14 protein-coding genes are annotated in these 17,001 nt (G+C 44.5%); 10 read left to right on the top strand and 4 right to left on the bottom strand.

Translation table 11 applies throughout. The annotated features are described in order from the left end of the window. Positions 1-121: 121 nt before the first annotated feature. The 8 genes from HOO90_RS11845 to HOO90_RS11810 all read left to right on the top strand — a co-directional run bounded on the left by HOO90_RS11845 (position 122) and on the right by HOO90_RS11810 (position 7,102). Positions 122-490, top strand: coding sequence for a VOC family protein (locus HOO90_RS11845; RefSeq protein ID WP_292843327.1), 369 nt, complete (start codon positions 122-124; stop codon positions 488-490). A gap of 162 nt (positions 491-652) precedes the next feature. Further along, entirely contained in the window at positions 653-1,156 is a 504-nt protein-coding gene (locus tag HOO90_RS11840) for a hypothetical protein (protein WP_292843325.1), read from the top strand. A gap of 95 nt (positions 1,157-1,251) precedes the next feature. Then, positions 1,252-1,773, top strand: coding sequence for an SMI1/KNR4 family protein (locus tag HOO90_RS11835; protein ID WP_292843323.1), 522 nt, complete (start codon positions 1,252-1,254; stop codon positions 1,771-1,773). A 64-nt stretch (positions 1,774-1,837) separates the two neighbouring features. Further along, the gene (locus tag HOO90_RS11830) at positions 1,838-2,050 is read left to right on the top strand and encodes a hypothetical protein (protein WP_292843321.1); all 213 of its coding nucleotides are present in this window, start codon (positions 1,838-1,840) and stop codon (positions 2,048-2,050) included. A gap of 307 nt (positions 2,051-2,357) precedes the next feature. Continuing rightward, positions 2,358-3,761, top strand: a complete 1,404-nt coding sequence (locus tag HOO90_RS11825; protein ID WP_292843319.1) for an efflux transporter outer membrane subunit — start codon at positions 2,358-2,360, stop codon at positions 3,759-3,761. Further along, the gene (locus HOO90_RS11820) at positions 3,697-5,148 is read left to right on the top strand and encodes an efflux RND transporter periplasmic adaptor subunit (protein ID WP_292843317.1); all 1,452 of its coding nucleotides are present in this window, start codon (positions 3,697-3,699) and stop codon (positions 5,146-5,148) included. The genes HOO90_RS11825 and HOO90_RS11820 overlap by 65 nt, the downstream gene beginning before the upstream one ends. Next, positions 5,145-5,885, top strand: coding sequence for an ABC transporter ATP-binding protein (locus tag HOO90_RS11815; protein WP_292843315.1), 741 nt, complete (start codon positions 5,145-5,147; stop codon positions 5,883-5,885). The genes HOO90_RS11820 and HOO90_RS11815 overlap by 4 nt, the downstream gene beginning before the upstream one ends. After that, a complete protein-coding gene (locus HOO90_RS11810) occupies positions 5,885-7,102 on the top strand; it encodes an ABC transporter permease (RefSeq protein WP_292843313.1) in 1,218 nt (405 codons plus the stop codon). The genes HOO90_RS11815 and HOO90_RS11810 overlap by 1 nt, the downstream gene beginning before the upstream one ends. Before the next feature lie 164 nt (positions 7,103-7,266). Here the strand turns inward: HOO90_RS11810 and HOO90_RS11805 are convergent, their stop codons facing one another. Next, the gene (locus HOO90_RS11805; RefSeq protein ID WP_292843311.1) at positions 7,267-8,388 is read right to left on the bottom strand and encodes an ATP-binding protein; all 1,122 of its coding nucleotides are present in this window, start codon (positions 8,386-8,388) and stop codon (positions 7,267-7,269) included. 31 nt (positions 8,389-8,419) lie between these two features. Further along, positions 8,420-9,109, bottom strand: coding sequence for a response regulator (locus HOO90_RS11800; protein ID WP_292843309.1), 690 nt, complete (start codon positions 9,107-9,109; stop codon positions 8,420-8,422). Between the two features lie 238 nt (positions 9,110-9,347). Here HOO90_RS11800 and HOO90_RS11795 point away from each other — a divergent pair, with 238 nt between their 5' ends. Beyond that, positions 9,348-9,914, top strand: a complete 567-nt coding sequence (locus HOO90_RS11795) for a Spy/CpxP family protein refolding chaperone (RefSeq protein ID WP_292843307.1) — start codon at positions 9,348-9,350, stop codon at positions 9,912-9,914. A 278-nt stretch (positions 9,915-10,192) separates the two neighbouring features. Here HOO90_RS11795 and HOO90_RS11790 read toward each other — a convergent pair whose 3' ends face one another. Continuing rightward, positions 10,193-10,759, bottom strand: coding sequence for a hypothetical protein (locus HOO90_RS11790; protein WP_292843305.1), 567 nt, complete (start codon positions 10,757-10,759; stop codon positions 10,193-10,195). Positions 10,760-10,828: 69 nt separating this feature from the next. Then, positions 10,829-12,733, bottom strand: a complete 1,905-nt coding sequence (locus tag HOO90_RS11785; RefSeq protein WP_292843329.1) for an ATP-binding cassette domain-containing protein — start codon at positions 12,731-12,733, stop codon at positions 10,829-10,831. Positions 12,734-13,020: 287 nt separating this feature from the next. Between HOO90_RS11785 and HOO90_RS11780 the strand changes: the two genes are divergently transcribed. After that, positions 13,021-16,992 carry a YhdP family protein gene (locus HOO90_RS11780; protein WP_292843303.1) on the top strand — a complete coding sequence of 1,324 codons (3,972 nt, stop codon included), beginning with the start codon at positions 13,021-13,023 and terminating at the stop codon, positions 16,990-16,992. Positions 16,993-17,001 lie beyond the last annotated feature (9 nt).

Here is a 17,001-nt window from a genome sequence, read left to right as displayed (position 1 = left end):
AACACGCGAAAACTCAATCTTGTCACTTAGATGCCTTTCCGAGTAGGGGAAGTAGCTATTATTCATTCAAGCGGGACGCCTAATGGAGCCCTTTAACTCAATACGTTAGGTGTATAAAACCATGTCAAATTTGCACGTGACAGAAATTAAAGCTTTTGTTCCAGCTAAAGACTTTGAATTGTCTAAGCAGTTTTATAAAGACATCGGCTTTACCATGGCATCGGAAGGTGGAGGCATTGCTTACTTTCACTTTGAGCATGTAAGTTTTTTGCTTCAAAATTTTTGCTCTGAGGGTCTCGCCGAAAATTTCATGATGCACATGCTAGTTGCCGATGTTGATGCATGGTGGGGTAAAGTCAATCAAAGCGAGGTTGTATCGAAATACGGCGTAAAACTTTGGCCAATTGAGCTTCAGCCATGGAAAATGCGAGATTTTTGTATTACAGACCCATCTGGCGTTCTTTGGCGTATTGGGCAAAATGTTGAGTGAAAAGGGTCTTTAGTAAGTTAAATACACCTAACCCATCTCTAGGGACTTCCTCTACCTGTCAAGCAAAATCATACTAACACCCATTTTACGGGTGTGATTGCGTTTCAGTTTTTATGGTTACCGCCTTATTTCTACATAACAATTCACTTTAAAGGTTTATCCATGACAATCAAAGTATTAAGTTTAATAGCTCTACTTTCAGTTAGCTTTGCGAGTCTAGCGGCAGAAACTTTTGCATTGCCTGTGGCAGCGATTGCAACCTCACCCAAGCAGAAAGGCGACTTTGAAAATTATGTGGGTAAAGCGGCAACATTTGAACTAACTTTTCTCACTCCTGAACAGAAAAAACCGACGGATACTTTTGCTGAACCGCCATTTTACATTCGCAACTTTGCCACAGGGCAAACATGCCAAGGTGGCGAAAAAGGGGGCATTTGGAAGCAGGGTGCGATTTTTCGCACCTTGGATGATAAGGTGCTGATACTGGGCGCTTACAGTGGTTCAAGTAGCGCATGGGAGTTTTATGACACCAAAACCTGCAAACAAATTGATTGGGTAGAAAGTTTGGCCGAAAATGACCCGATAGTGGTCAGCAAGAGAAAAATAATATTTAAAAATGGACTACCTGCTGGCTTAATAAAATACTTGAGTGCTACCAAGCATTGACGAACATAAATGTTTAGCGAATGATGCTATTGCACTAACCAAGTAGAAAATAACATCGATCACTTATTTTTAAAATTATTAAGCTTTCTGTATAAATGTTAACTTTCACCCCTAACCAAAACCTTCCAATTACTAGCGACTTAGATGCTTTTGAAGCTGAAATTGGCTACAAATTGCCTAGGGATTATCGTACGTTCTTGCTTAAATTTAATACCGATTGGCCAGAATATCCCGAAACAGACGATGATGATTTGAGTTTGGGATTTGAGGTGCCACAAGATGTTCAGGCGGACATTGGAAAAGATTCTTTTCTGTTCAATGCGTTCAATGAACTCACTCTCAACCCAAATGATTATGGGCTTTTACAAATCTACAAGACCACTACGCAAGACTGGGGACACCTGCCCGAGCTTTTGCCTTTTGCCCGCACAGCGGGTGGCACGCATATATTCATTTGTCTCGCAGGTACCAATATTGGCGGTATTTATATTGCATCGTACGAATATTCAAACAAACGCGAACTAGGTTTAGATTTGTCCGTTGAAGACTATTGCAAAATAGCCCCTTCGTTTACTGCGTTTATGGAAATACTCAAATGGTCAAACCCTTTTTCCTAATTCTTCTCGAATACCACGCCATTAAAAGCGTAGTGGTGAATAGTCATAACGAAAGGTAATTTCAATGAAAACTCCCCGAAGCATGGCCTTTATTTCACTTATATTTTTGCTTCCCACAATTGCTGGGTGCAGCACGCAGACTTGGTACGAAAGTGCTAAACAAAAGGCCGAGAGCGATTGTCGAAATCAAGCGCCTAGCGAAACAGAGCGCTGTTTAGAAAGGCTGAATCAAAAAAGCTATGAAAACTACGAGAAAGAACGCGCGGGACAAAAATAATCTAGCTTTGTTAAAAAGTTTGTCGCATTTGTACTACTTTTTAGCCGCAAAGTATGGAAGCTATCACGTCATGATGTAAAGCTATGTTAAAAACATGTAAAACGGCGTAAAGGTTCGGTTGCGCACATACTAAGCAAATAATAATTGCGTATACTGGTTTCACATTGATATTTTTCAATTTTGATAGTAGTGACACTTAGGTAAATAGGGCCGCTTTGATTATTCTTTTTATTAACTTGTGTAATTTCATTGGTTTACATTGATAACTTTAAATCGTGCGTTTTTTCATATACTTCAACATACTATTGTGACTTTTATCAAACATACTGCGATTATTTTTTGTACATCCGTTTTGCTATTGAGCGGTTGCGCATCTTACAAAACTAAGCACACCGATACTGCAAATATAGATGTGCCGGCTAATTGGGCTGTAAATGAGGCAGTTTCAAATGCACATGCCACCTCGCTAACCACATGGTGGATGCGTTTTGATGATGTGCTTCTTACTCAACTCATACAACAAGCATTGCAGGCCAATACTAACGTGAATAGTGCAAAAGCTGCACTACTTGAGGCGCGTGCTTTGCGGGATGTGGCAGCAGCCACGCTGTCGCCAACGTTAGGCAGTTCGGCTTCGGCCCAGCGTAGTAAATCGGGCAACAATAATGCAGTGAATAATTTTAAAGTGGGATTGGATGCAAACTGGGAACTAGATATTTTTGGTGCAAATCGCAGCGGACTTGCTGCCAGTGAGGCTACAGCTCTGGCCAGCGCTTCAGGCTTAAGTAATATTCAAACCTCTATTGCTGCTGAGATAGCGCTTGATTATATTACTCTGCGCAATGCTCAAGCACGTTTAGCCATTGCCAATAAAAATTTGGCAAGTCAGCTAGAAACACTGGAAATTACCCAATGGCGCACGCAGGCTGGTTTGGTGTCGTCGCTCGATGCGGAACAAGCAAAAACCTCAGCCGAACAAACACGTGCCTCGATTCCACCGTTAGAAACCAGCATTGCGCAAATGAGCCATGCACTTGCCGTGCTAACGGGGAAATCACCAGCGACTTTTCTTGCTCAATTAGCAAAAGATAGCCCGATTCCGCAAGCGCAAAACAACTTGGCGTTAAATTTTCCTGCCGAGACATTACGTCAACGCCCTGATGTGAGTGCCGCAGAGTATCGAATTAGCGCTGAGTTAGCGCGCTTAGAGCAAGCCGATGCGGCACGACTGCCTAACTTTAGCCTTGGTGGATCGCTTGGCCTAAACGCACTTACTTTAGGGTCTTTAACCAGTGGTTCTTCCGTTGTCAGCTCTTTACTGGCAAATGTAGCAATGCCTTTATTTGATGCTGGCTCAAGGCGTGCCAAAGTACGCGCTCAGGAGGCTGTGCTGGAGCAAACGCGTTTTGCTTATAAAGCGACGGTTTTAACAGCGCTTCAAGAAGTTGAAGATGCGTTAGTTGCTCTACGTGGTGATTTAGAGCGCGTTTCACGCTTGAAACTTGCTGTTGAAGCAGCAGGCAATGCGGCCATAATGGCAAACCAAAGTTATCAAAGTGGTCTGGCCGATTTTCAAACCGTACTTGAAACGCAACGCTCACTACTAAACACCCAAGATAGCCTGTCCAATGCCAGCGCAGATGTGAGTGCGGATCACGTCCGCCTGTACAAGGCTTTGGGTGGAGGCTGGATGCCAAGCAATCCATCATGAAAAATTACCTAAAAAATACGAAATGGAACTCTCGTCGATGAACGCTAATACGCCACCAGGAACTATCGCGTCCACAGTTACCACTGTGAACAAACCAGTTTCAGAAACCGACATCACTACATTGCTAGATGAACCAACGGCAGTCGCTTGGTATCGCCGCCCTGCGCTATGGTTAGGCTTGGTGATATTCATCGCAACAATAGCGGGCATCTGGTATTGGCAGACGCTCAAAGCTGCAAACGCTAGGCCGAGCTACACGACACAAACAGTAACGCAAGGCAACCTCACATTAACCGTCACCGCAAACGGCACAATCCAACCCACGCGATCCATCAACATTGGTAGCGAGCTCTCAGGCACGGTGCTTAAAGTAAATGTAGACGTAAATGATGTGATTAAAAAAGGTCAAGTGTTGGTTGAACTAGATACTGCAAAACTAAATGCGCAGATATTACGCTCAAAGGCTACGCTAGCTGCGGCTATTGCAAAAGTTGCGCAAACGGCAGCGACCATTAAAGAAACCACATCGACCTTGCAACGCCTAGAGGAAGTCGCGCGTTTATCTGGTGGTAAAGTACCCTCAAAAACTGAGCTTGATGCTGGCCGTGCTGCGCATGAACGTGCAATAGCTGACCATGAAAGTGCTCGTGCAGGCGTTAGTGATGCAAGAGCGGCGTTATCTACGGACCAGACCAATCTATCCAAAGCCTCAATCAGAGCGCCTGCCGATGGCATTGTGCTGACACGTGCGGTTGATCCGGGTAATGCAGTGGCTGCATCTTTACAAGCCGTGACCTTATTTTCGGTTGCCGAAGACTTGGCTAAATTAAGACTTTGGGTATATGTGGATGAAGCGGACGTTGGCGCGGTTAAAGTAGGCCAAAATGCTACGTTTACTGTAAGCGCCTACCCAACCCGTAAGTTCCCCGCGCGCATTACACGCGTTGGCTTCGGCTCTACAATTACAGATAATGTAGTGACATACCTCACTTATTTAGATGTGGATAATTCCGATCTTAGTTTGCGCCCCGGCATGACCGCTACCGCGCTAATCACAGCAAAACAAGTGAGTAATGTGTTGCTAGTACCAAACACTGCACTGCGCTTTACGCCTACACTAGCAGACGCTAACGCTACAGAAAAAAGTAGCATTGCGTCGAGCTTGTTACCACGTATGCCGCGCAGCAATACCCGCAAATCGGCGGCGGATACAGCAAGTACGGCTTCGGCTAAGCAGGTTTGGGTTTTGCCAAAAGACGGTTCAGGTAATGCAGTTGCAGTGGCGGTGAAACCCGGTATCAGCGATGGCCACATGACAGAAATTATTGGTGGCGATTTGCAGCTTGGCATGGAAGTTATTACTGATCAGAAAGTGGCAGCCAAGTGAGCACACCACTCATTCAATTAATTGATATTAAAAGAAAATATGGCTCAGGCGCCTCTGAACTGATGGCCTTAAAAGGCATAGACTTGAGCATTTCGCAAGGTGAATTTGTTGCAATCATGGGGCCAAGCGGTTCAGGAAAATCGACAGCAATGAATATTCTTGGCTGCTTGGACACACCAAGCGATGGTCAGTATTTGTTCAAAGGAGTTCACGTGGAATCGTTATCTCGAGATCAGCGTGCAAGGCTTCGGCGGCGGTATCTTGGTTTTGTATTTCAAGGGTTTAATCTATTAGCACGTACTTCTGCGCAAGAAAATGTGGAATTGCCACTGCTTTATAGAGGCGATAGCGCGGCTAAACGCCGCGAAGCAGCTACAAAAGCGCTGAAATCGGTGGGGCTAGGTGGTTGGGAACATCATACGCCAGCGGAGCTTTCAGGTGGACAGCAGCAACGGGTCGCCATCGCTCGTGCCATTGTTACTGAGCCTGCGGTTTTATTAGCAGATGAGCCCACTGGAAATTTAGATACTCAACGCAGCCATGAAATTATGGCGCTACTTGTGGCGCTAAATCGAGACCATGGCATTACCGTGTTAATGGTTACACATGAATCTGACATGGCGGCTTATGCGCATCGCATGGTACATTTTGTTGATGGAAAAATTGCCAGCGATGAAGCCAATTCAGATCCAACAAATCCTGTTTCAATGGTTGCAGAACAGATTGAGATGGCTTAATGCTTTATAGCGTATTTATATTAGCACTCCGATCCGTACAACGTAATTTGTTGCGCTCGTTCCTTACTATTCTGGGGATTGTCATCGGGGTAGCGGCCGTAATTACCATGGTCACCTTGGGTAACGGCGCAACGCAAGCCATCAAAATGCAAATTTCAAGCTTGGGTACAAATCTGCTGATGATAAATCCTGGGCAACGACAGCCTGGCGGAGGCGGTGGTGGCGGAGGCGTACCACAGTTCACCGAAACTGATGCCGAAGCTATTCAATCACAAATTGGTGGCGTTGCCGCAGTTGCACCACAAAGTCGCAGTAGTGCCACCGTTATTGCAAATGGTCGAAATTGGTCAAGTTCAATCTACGGCAGCACCAATGCTTGGTTTATCACCGGCAATTGGAAACTCGCCAGCGGTCGAATTTTTGATAAAGACGAACAACGAGCCGGCGCGGCGGTTTGTGTCATTGGTGAAACAGTACGTCGCGAGCTTTTTGGCGGAAAAATAGGTGAAACTGGCCTAGGTAGTCAATTACGCATTAAACAGTTTTCATGCAGCGTCATTGGCATACTGGCCGCAAAAGGCCAAAGTGGGATGGGCGATCAGGACGATGCAGTCGTTGTGCCGCTACATACATTACAACGACGTGTTACCGGTAGCAAAAAAGTAAATTCGCTATTAGTTTCTATGCTGGAGGGTAGAGATAGCACACCTCTCAAAGCAAGCTTACGCCAGTTAATGCGTGAACGTCGAAAATTAGCGGACGGGGATGATGATAATTTTAATATTTTCGATACACAGCAACTCGCCGAAACCTTATCCAGCACTACAAAAGTATTGACAACCTTACTTGGTGCGGTGGCTGCAGTGAGCCTGCTAGTAGGTGGAATTGGCATCATGAACATCATGTTGGTTAGCGTCACTGAACGAACAAGAGAAATTGGTTTAAGACTCGCAGTTGGCGCTTTAGAGCGCGAGGTTTTGTTACAGTTTTTGATTGAAGCCGTCGTATTGTCGGCCATTGGCGGGCTAGTTGGGATTCTGATTGCCGCCATTGCCTCTTATGCAATAGCAAGCTTAATGAGCGTGCCGTTCATCTTTGACATCGGCGTGAATATGATGTCTTTTTTATTTTCGGCTGGGATTGGGGTATTGTTCGGCTACTTTCCAGCAAGACGTGCAGCGCAGATGGACCCAATCGTGGCACTTAGGCATGAGTAAATTATCAAATCTCGTGCTCATATGCCATAAAAAGACAGTTTAAAACACTACCCTAGCAAGCCCGTCCCTATTGGCTTGCAGGGCTGTCCCGCAAGTACTTTAATCGAGGGACAGTGCCTAGAAACTCACATACATACAAAAATGTAATTGCTAAGCTTTCCGTACTACAAGGCCTTTGGCACTGTGATTTTTACACTCAAGCCGCCACTAGGCAGATTGGAGGCGACGATTGAACCGCCGTGTGCTTCTATAATTTGCTTGGCAATCGCTAAGCCTACACCGTGTCCATCGGCTTGATGAGTGTTGCTGCCCCTGAAAAATGCTTGAAATATCATTTCAAGCTCAGTATTGGCAACGCCTGCGCCTTGGTCATTCACAATGATGTTAATTTGTTCATTTTCAACACTGGTGTGAATTGAAACTTGAGACTGGCTTGGGCTATATTTCAAGGCGTTACGCACCACATTATCTATCGCTCTATGCAATAAATCTTGCTGCGCCATGATGGTGTGCGACGGACGATTCGCTTCGTTTGCAGGTAAAAAATTAATGCTTATTTGCTTTGCGTTACCTTCGTAACGGGCATCTTCAACCACTGTTTGCAATAACTCATCTAAGTTAACAGATTCCTTTTCCAACTGGATGACACCAGATTCCAAGCGTGAAAGTGCGAGCAGTTCGCCGACTAAATCGTCCATACGCTCAGATTCACGCTCAATACGCGCAAGTGAAGATTCCAACTTTTCCGGCTGTTGACGTGCCAAACCAACGGCAATTTGTAAGCGCGCCAATGGTGAGCGCAACTCATGTGACACTTGATGCAACAAACGGGTTTGGCTTTGTAACAAAGCCTCTAAACGGATTGCCATTTGGTCAAACGCCTTGCCTAAATCCGACAATTCATCTCGACGTGACCCCATAGAATCACCCACCCGCACATCTAAATTACCATTAGCCGCACTAGCAAAGGCTTGCCGTAATTGTTTGATGGGCTTTGAAAAATACCAGGCTAAAAGTGCCGCGAAAATTAAGCTGGCTAATGTACCAATAAATATCGGCATCAGTGGAAACCAGCGTTTGTGTTTAGACTTAAATGGCCTATCCATCCTATGTTTTTGCTTTTCAAACGCATGGTGCGGCCTTGCCTCTAATTGCAGTTGCATCATCTGCTCGCGCACGACTTCATCGCGTTCGCGCTCAATCGAAACCGCGATGCCAACGCCAATGACCGATGTTAATTGCGCCAGAAAAAAGAAGATAAAAAACTTCCAATACAAACGACCCATATGCTTTCCTTAATTTGTGTGCGTTTGAAAACTAGCTTTTAAGAAGTTGGTACCCAGAGCGGAATACCGTTTGTATACAATGTCGTCCGTCTTGCAGTGCACCTAATTTGTGTCGAATGCTACTTAGATGAACATCTATACTGCGGTCAAACCTAGCCAGCGGACGCCCTAAGGCCTGCTGCGATAGCTCTTGTTTAGATACGACTTGCCCTGCATTTTTAGCTAAAATTTCTAACAAACTATATTCCGTACTGGTGAGTATTACAGGTTCACTCTCCCACTCCACAAGTCGTTGCGTGGGCCAGACACAAAGCGCGCCAACCGTGATTTTTTCGCAAAGCGTGTCGGCTATTTCTTGTGGTTTTACTCGTCTCAAAATAGCACGAATACGCGCAACAATCTCGCGTGGGCTGCTTGGTTTTGGCACATAGTCATCCGCACCCAGTTCTAAACCAACGATACGGTCTGTATTGTCACCTTTTGCCGTAAGCATAATCACTGGTACGTTGCTATGTTGGCGAATCACTTTGAGCGTTTCAATACCATTTAACCTCGGCATCATCACGTCTAGCACAACAATATCAACCGGTTGTTGTAGCACGAGCTGCGTGCCAGCAACACCATCATGCGCGCTTTGCACGGCAAAATTTTCTTGCTCAAGATATTCCTTAAGCATTTCAACCAACTCTTTATCATCATCGATGAGTAATACAGTTTGCATGTGCTGCACCGTCCTACTAAGTCTAAACTTCAATTGGTAGCCATCATAACCAGCCCACGCGCGCGCGACAATCCTTGAACGTTGACCTTTACTCAGATTTACACATTCTTAACACCGTTTAACATTGACGAAATGCACAATGGCATCGTCTTAAACAAATATGAAAAGTGAGTTAATCACAGTTTATACACTCAAGCAGTTTGTAAAAAACGAAAATTAATCATACAAAGGATTTACCATGAACACATCATTTATAACCAAAGAAAAATATTCATTTAAACAAGTATTATTGGCATCATTTCTAGCAGTTTCATTACCAACCGCTGCGGTCGCGCATGCGGAACACGATGGTGGCGACAAAGGGCAAAGTTGCGAACGTGTTGGGCACGAAGGCAAGCCAGCCTATTTGCGTGGGCTAGATTTAACAAGCACGCAAAAAGACCAATTGTTTAATTTATATTACGCGCAAATACCCACCGTACGAGATCAACATAAACAGCACCAACAACTCAAGGAAGAGTTACGCAGTACAGTTCAAGCCGATAAGTTTGATGATGTTAAAGCACAACTGTTGGCTGATGAAGCCGCTAAATTAGAGAAAGAACAAGTGCTAGCAAGAGCCAGACATGATGCCAAAGTGTTTGCTTTACTAACACCTGAGCAACGTAAAAAAGCACGTGAGATTAAAATTGAAGGGCTCGGCTTTGGTCGTGATAACCGTCACCATAATGATGAGTACGAAGGGAACAACCGCCCCGCTCACTTTAAAAAAGTACAGCATTCAATAACGCCACGTGCAATATAATTTAAATAAGGCACCTTAAAATAAAGTATTTTGCACGCTTTGCACAAAACGAAAGGTGAGGTAATTTTATAAAAAACATCCTTCAGCCATCATTCCAGCGTAGGAATAAGTCTCTTTAAATAAAAGTGTTAGATGGATTTCCGCCTACATGGGAAAGACGGGGGGTGAGTTTTCATTAAAATAAAACCATTTTGCGATTCGTGCAAAGCGCTTAGTTTAAAAAATAATGCCTATTTGGTTACCTTAATAGGCATTCTAATTTCACCATTTAATTAGCGTTAAACGTTCTCAAAAGCCTCACACAATTGGCTCAGCAACTGCCCAAACAGCGGTACTACTTCTTCTTTATCGTGCGGGCTTTCGTCGTCGGTACCCGCCACTACAAAGGCTACGGTCAATTTATCGAGATTCTCTCTAAACTCTGCCCAGTGCTCAACTTCCGCATCACCTATCAGTTGAAACTTTTGTAGGCCTGATTCAATAATCTCGACCAACTCCGCATCTGGCAAGCCGGCAAAGAGCGTTTTAGCAATGGTGATTTGGGCAGTGGTAAAATTTGGAGAAATATCTTCGCGCGCTAATGGCGTAGTAAAAAAAGCATACGCCAATAAGGCGTAGGCTTGATACACGCTCAACATATCAAAGTTATCTGTACGTTCAGCCAGTGGTGAGCGTTCCGCCGCTTGAATCGCCCGAAAAGTGACATAACAGCTTAAAAAATCCGCCGCAACCAGAGCGTCATATTCATCTAAATCCACATTGGGTTTAGCAACTGCGTCGCGTGAGGATTCCGCCAAGCATAAGGCATGCAGCAATTTGATGCGTTTTGAGTATTGCATTTGCATAATGAATCCTAAAGTGTATATAAGCTTAAATTAAAAATATCAGGTTCCCTGAGCTCAGGGAATCGCTTGTTAATCGACAGCTGGCATGGCTTCCAACAATTCATGCAGCTCTAGCCAACGCTCTTCCGCCACCTCGATTTGATTGGTCAAATCGGCTTGTATTTTAAGTAAGTTTTGCAATTCGGTTTTATCCGTTGCTGTGTAAAGTTCGGTGTCATTCAAGCGGTCATCGCACACTTTTTTATCGGCATGCCACTTGGCGATGTTTAACTCAACTTGTTCCAGTTCTTTCACTAAGGGCCTGCGTTCAGCAATTCTGGCTTGCCGCTCAGCTTTATTTAGCGCACGGTCGTTCTTGTTGGATTTCACCTCCACAGCCGCTTGGGTGGCTTGCTTATCTTTTAAGCGTTGCTCATTTAACCACCGGCTATAGCCTTCTAAATCGCTCTCAAACGGCTCGGCTTTGCCCTCTGCTACTAGAATAAATTCGTCGCAAGTGGCGCGCAACAAGGCTCTATCATGCGAAACTAAAATAACGCCGCCTTCATAATCTTGCAGCGCAAGCGTTAGGGCATGGCGCATTTCCAAGTCCAAATGGTTGGTTGGCTCATCAAGTAAAAGCAAATTCGGACGTGTCCAAATCAGTAACGCCAAGGCTAAGCGGGATTTTTCACCGCCCGAAAAATTAGCACAGGGCGAACGCGCCATATCGCCTTTAAAGTCAAATCCACCTAAATAATTGAGGTGCTCTTGCTCGCGCGTCAATGGGTCTAGTTTCATCATGTGCTGCAGGGGCGATTCATCGGGGCGCAATTGTTCTAGCTGGTGTTGCGCAAAATAGCCGATTTTTAGGTCTTTACCTTCCACACGCTTGCCGCTTAACGGTTTTAATTCATTGGCGAGTAATTTAATTAAGGTGGTTTTACCCGCGCCATTTCGTCCCAGTAAGCCCAGGCGCTCGCCAGGCCGGATTGCCAATACAATGTTTTTGATAAGGGCCACGTTGTTATAACCCACGCTCATTTCATCCAGCACCAAGAGTGGATCAGGCGCAGAAAGTGGTGCCCTGAATTCAAAATTAAATTGGGAATCAACATGTGCGGCTGAAATCATTTCCATGCGCTCAAGCGCTTTAATGCGGCTTTGCGCCTGACGCGCTTTAGTGGCTTGCACACGAAATCGGTCAATGTAACTGTGTAAATGCGCCACTTTGCGCTGCTGCTTTTCATACATGGCTTGTTGCAAGGCGAGCTTTTCAGCACGTTGCCGTTCAAAATCAGAATAGCCACCGCGATACAAGGTCAGCGTTTGCTGTTCGATATGGGCAATGTGATTGACAATCGCATCCAAGAAATCTCTGTCATGCGAAATAAGCAGTAAAGTACCGCGATAGCTTTGCAACCAGCCCTCTAGCCAAATTACGGCATCTAAGTCAAGGTGATTAGTCGGCTCATCGAGCAGTAATAAATCCGAACGACACATCAAAGCACGCGCCAGATTCAAGCGCACACGCCAACCACCTGAGAAAGTCGATACAGGCTGCTGTAAATTAGCTTGGCTAAAACCCAGACCACTCAACAACTCGGCCGCACGCGCTTTGGCGCTGTAACCCTCAATATCCAGCAATCGGTGGTGCAGCTCTGCAATCAACTCGCCTTTATGATTCGCTTCAGCCTCAGTCAGCGCCGCCTCGATATTGCGCAGTTCTGCATCGCCATCTAACACAAACTCAATCGCTGGCATGGCAAGTGCGGGCGTTTCTTGCGCCACATGAGCAATCACCCAAGTGGCAGGCATTTCTAAGTCGCCCGATTCCACCTGCATCTCACCGCGTAGCAGCGCAAAAAGAGAGGATTTTCCTGCTCCATTTGCACCTGTCAAGCCTACTTTATGACCAGGATGCAATTGCAATGAAGCCGCTTGAATAAGGATTTTTAAGCCGCGTGTGAGCGTAAGTTGTTTGAATTGAATCAATTGAAAACCAATATGTAGGGTCAATGGTCAACCAAATGTGACCAAAACCGCTATTCTAAATGACAAAAGCACTTTTCTAAATATTTAGCGCCATTGTCTTAAGTAATCTTTAAGAAAACATCGCTATGATTTACATAGTTTTACTAATTTTCAACAAAGCAGGTACTAGGTAAATCAACCGCTTGGAGCGATATTGCAGTAAACTAACACTTGTTAACAATGGCAACTATTAAACCGTATTTTCTCTAAAAATTATCTAAAACAATAGCGAATAACCCACTCTTCACATGGTCAAAAAATCTTTACTCTGGGTTTATCGTACAGCACTTTGGCTGATTGGTATTGTTGTTGCCATCTTTGTTATTGCTGCACTAGCTGTGCAGTTTTATTTATTTCCAAACATTGATCAGTACAAAGAAAAAATAGCCAGCTATGCTACCAAAGCTGCCAAGCAAAAAATAGTGATAGGCAATATTGAAGCTGGATGGAAAGGCGTTAATCCGCATTTAGTGGTTTCGAACATTGATATTTATGATGCGCAAAGTCGCCCAGCCTTACAATTAAAAAACACCGACATCGCAATTTCATGGTTAAGCATTCCCTTACTGGAACCACATCTCGCCAACTTTACAATACGCTCGCCCGAACTCACTATTCGGCGTAATGCAAATGGTGACATTTTCATTGCCGGCATTAGCACGCAAGGGCAATCCAAACCCGATTTACCTAACTGGCTATTGCGCCAAACGCAAGTCGACATAAATAATGCTAGAGTGCTTTGGATTGATGAGATGCGCGGAGCACCCGCATTAAGTTTAGAAAAGCTTAATCTGCATGTGTATAGCCCGCCTTGGAAAAGCTTTCTCAAAAACCACCGCGTTACATTAAGCACGCATGCCTCTGTCGGCACCTTGAACCCCATACTGATTAATGCCAATGTTTATGGCAACGATGTCAGCCAATTAGCACAATGGCGCGGTAGCTTAGAAGCTAAATTAACAAATGCGGATATTGTAGCGTTTAAGCCATGGTTTGATTATGCAACACTCACGCACCTTATTGATTTGCAATCCGGCACGGGTAGCAGTGACGTCAAGATTCAATTCGCTAAAAATCAGGTGCTATCTGTCACCAGCAAAGTCGCCCTAGATAATGTAAAACTGTTACTTAAAGCGAATACCGAACCGCTAATACTTAACAAATTGGCAGGCGAACTAGCATGGGAAAACTCAGCGACTAACCAATCTTTCAAAGTTAGTCATCTCACACTTAATACCAGCAACGGCGTGAACTTGGAAGAGGCCTCTGGCGGCTATGCCAATACCAAGCAAAAAAATGGTAAGCAAGATACCCAAAAGTTAAACCTCAAACTGAACCGCATCGATCTAGCGCTTATCAAACCCTACTTGTTGCAACTGCCCTTGCCAGTAGCCATCACCGAAAAGATTAAAGCCTTATCCCCTACCGGCCAACTTGATGCCTTGTTGTTTAGTTGGGAAGGCAATCAATCTGCCACCATCAACTATCAACTCCATACAAAATTTAATAAGTTAAGCATCGTTGCCGCGGAGAAAATCCCTGGCTTCAGCAATTTGACAGGTGAAATTAAGGCCAATCAATCCACAGGAAAAATCATCCTGAACACTCAAAATGCCAAGCTGGATTTTAAAAACATTTTACGTTGGCCGCTACCTGCAGATAAGTTAACAGGCAATATTATTTGGGATATTAATGACAAAGCCACTAAAATTCAGGCAAGTGAACTTACCATCAGCAGTCCGCATTTAGCGGGCGTGATTAACGCAAGTTATTTGATGGACGGCAACAAAGGCGGCCTGCTCGATTTAAAAGGTCAATTTGGCAAAGGCAACGCTAAATTTGCACCCTTCTACTACCCCACCATGTTGGGTGAAACCACACTAAAATGGCTGGACACTTCCATACTGGCTGGACGGGCAGAAAATATCAAGCTCACAGTTAAAGGCCGCTTGGCAGACTTTCCTTTTGTGGATAGTAAAAATAATCTCGATGCAAAATTGGGCTTATTTAGAGTGACAGCAAAAATTAGTAATGCCTTATTGGAATTTGGCACTGGCTGGCCTGTGATTGAGGACTTGGGGCTGGATTTGTTGTTTGAAGGCAAACGCATGGAACTCAACGCGAATAAAGGCCATTTATTCGGCAATCAAATCATCAAGAGCAAAACGACGATTGCACAATTAGATGCGACTTCACCTTTACTCGTCATTGATAGTGAAGTCGTTGGGCCAGTCGCTGAAGGTGTAAAATTCGTCAACAAAAGTCCTGTGGTAAAAGTAACGCTAGGCTTTACCGAAGACCTAAAAACCAGTGGCCAGGGCAAACTGAATCTCGGACTTAAAATCCCGCTCAACGATATCGAAGCTTCTCAGTATAAAGGCTTGTATCAAATCACCAATGGCAGTATGGACAGCCCAAGCATCCCCTTAATAACAAACATTAATGGTGCGCTGGAGTTTACCGAAAACAGTCTCAGTGCAAAGAACATCAACGGTAACGCTTACGGCTCCCCCGTGTTAGTGAATTTAAGCACGGGCAAAGACAAAGTGATACGTGTGAACGCCAAAGGTAAATTGAATGATGAATTCATTAAACAAGCATTATTGGACCAAGACCCGATAAACCGTACTTGGGTAAAAGGTTCGAATTACATTTCTGGCAGCACCGATTGGGTGAGCGATATCACCATTCAAAAACCAATCGTCAATATTGGCATACGTGCAGATTTGCTCGGCATTACCTCTCGCTTGCCCGCGCCTTTTAACAAGGCCGCAAATGAGCGTTTAAGCTTGCGCGTTGATAAAAGACAAGATGCCGACACGGATACAATTTCAGTGAATCTTGGCAACAAACTGGCCGCTAAAATCATTCGAACTATTGATAAAACTACTGCTAATGAAAAGTTCAATTTTGACCGTGGTAGCGTGCGAGTAAACTCAGGCTCAGCAAGTAACAGCGCATCGAATGTAAGCGATCTAAACACTAGCCTAGAGCTTAATAACGCCAAAGGTTTACAACTCTACGGCAACCTTGACTACTTGGATGGCGATGCTTGGCGTACTGTCATGCGTGATTTTTCTGGCAACACGAAACAGAATAGCCCCGTACCTATTCAAAAAATTGCACTAAAAATCAATACCTTGGATATATTTTATAAGCGCATCAATCAATTAAAAATCGCTAATAATTCAGATAAAGATGGTTTACGTGCTAACATACAAAGCCGTGAGATTTCTGGCGACTTACTATGGCTAAGTCAAAACAATGGCAAACTGATTGCACGACTAAGCCATTTGATCGTGCCTGACGCCTCGCCGACTAGTGTAAAACAAGCCAATAATGAGGGCCCAGCCAAAATCTTTAATAAATTAGAGCAAGATTACCCATCGCTCGATATAAAAGTGGATAGCTTTGAATTTAATAAAAAGAATTTTGGTGCGTTGGAGTTAATCGCCTCCCCACAAAACGAAAACTGGAATATTCAAAAGCTCAAACTCAGCACGCCAGACAGCATCATCAGCGCAGAAGGCCAGTGGAACAACTGGGTGAAAAGTCCGAACACTTTTCTTAATATTACTTGGGATATCAAAAACCTTGGTAAAGCCCTTAGGAATCTAGGCTATCCTGAAACCATCAAGGGTGGTGATGGCACACTGACTGGACAACTGCACTGGCCGGGTAGCCCACATGAATTTAACCCGATTGGGCTTAATGGAAACTTCCAACTCAAACTGAACAAAGGCCAGATTTTAAAAGTACAGCCTGGTGTTGGTCGACTGCTCGGGCTGCTTAGTTTGCAAAGCTTGCCGCGTCGCCTAACCTTGGACTTTAGAGATTTATTCAGCAATGGCTTTGCTTTTGATAAAATAGAAGGCACAGTAAAAATCGATAAAGGCGTAATGCGCAGCGACAATTTCACCATGTCAGGACCCGCTGCAGACGTGACCATTAAAGGCGAAGCTAATTTGCAAAAAGAAACCCAGCACTTAACGGTCAAAGTGATGCCTCGAGTTAGCGATAGCGTATCACTTGCGGCATTAGCTGGCGGGCCGCTAGTAGGGGCTATTGCGTTTTTAGCACAAAAGATTTTAAAAGACCCGCTCAATAAAATTGCTTCTAGCGAATATGAAATCACAGGCACTTGGGATAACCCGCAAGAAGTAAATGCAGTCGATACAAAGCAAGAAGTGACTTCCAAAGAATCGCCACTAAACCAGTAAACTTATCAT

The organism is Methylotenera sp., from assembly GCF_013141425.1.
Taxonomy (GTDB): Bacteria; Pseudomonadota; Gammaproteobacteria; order Burkholderiales; family Methylophilaceae; genus Methylotenera.
The sequence above is the reverse complement of the archived record's forward strand: the minus strand, read 5'-3'. Positions and strand labels throughout refer to the sequence as shown.

What these genes read in the sequence shown, in the direction of transcription:
- HOO90_RS11810 (WP_292843313.1), top strand. Translation starts at nt 5,885, where the DNA reads ATGCTTTATAGCGTATTTATATTAGCACTCCGATCCGTACAACGTAAT.
- HOO90_RS11800 (WP_292843309.1), bottom strand. Translation starts at nt 9,109, where the DNA reads ATGCAAACTGTATTACTCATCGATGATGATAAAGAGTTGGTTGAAATG.
- HOO90_RS11805 (WP_292843311.1), bottom strand. Translation starts at nt 8,388, where the DNA reads ATGGGTCGTTTGTATTGGAAGTTTTTTATCTTCTTTTTTCTGGCGCAA.
- HOO90_RS11830 (WP_292843321.1), top strand. Translation starts at nt 1,838, where the DNA reads ATGAAAACTCCCCGAAGCATGGCCTTTATTTCACTTATATTTTTGCTT.
- HOO90_RS11790 (WP_292843305.1), bottom strand. Translation starts at nt 10,759, where the DNA reads ATGCAAATGCAATACTCAAAACGCATCAAATTGCTGCATGCCTTATGC.
- HOO90_RS11840 (WP_292843325.1), top strand. Translation starts at nt 653, where the DNA reads ATGACAATCAAAGTATTAAGTTTAATAGCTCTACTTTCAGTTAGCTTT.
- HOO90_RS11780 (WP_292843303.1), top strand. Translation starts at nt 13,021, where the DNA reads ATGGTCAAAAAATCTTTACTCTGGGTTTATCGTACAGCACTTTGGCTG.
- HOO90_RS11845 (WP_292843327.1), top strand. Translation starts at nt 122, where the DNA reads ATGTCAAATTTGCACGTGACAGAAATTAAAGCTTTTGTTCCAGCTAAA.
- HOO90_RS11835 (WP_292843323.1), top strand. Translation starts at nt 1,252, where the DNA reads ATGTTAACTTTCACCCCTAACCAAAACCTTCCAATTACTAGCGACTTA.
- HOO90_RS11795 (WP_292843307.1), top strand. Translation starts at nt 9,348, where the DNA reads ATGAACACATCATTTATAACCAAAGAAAAATATTCATTTAAACAAGTA.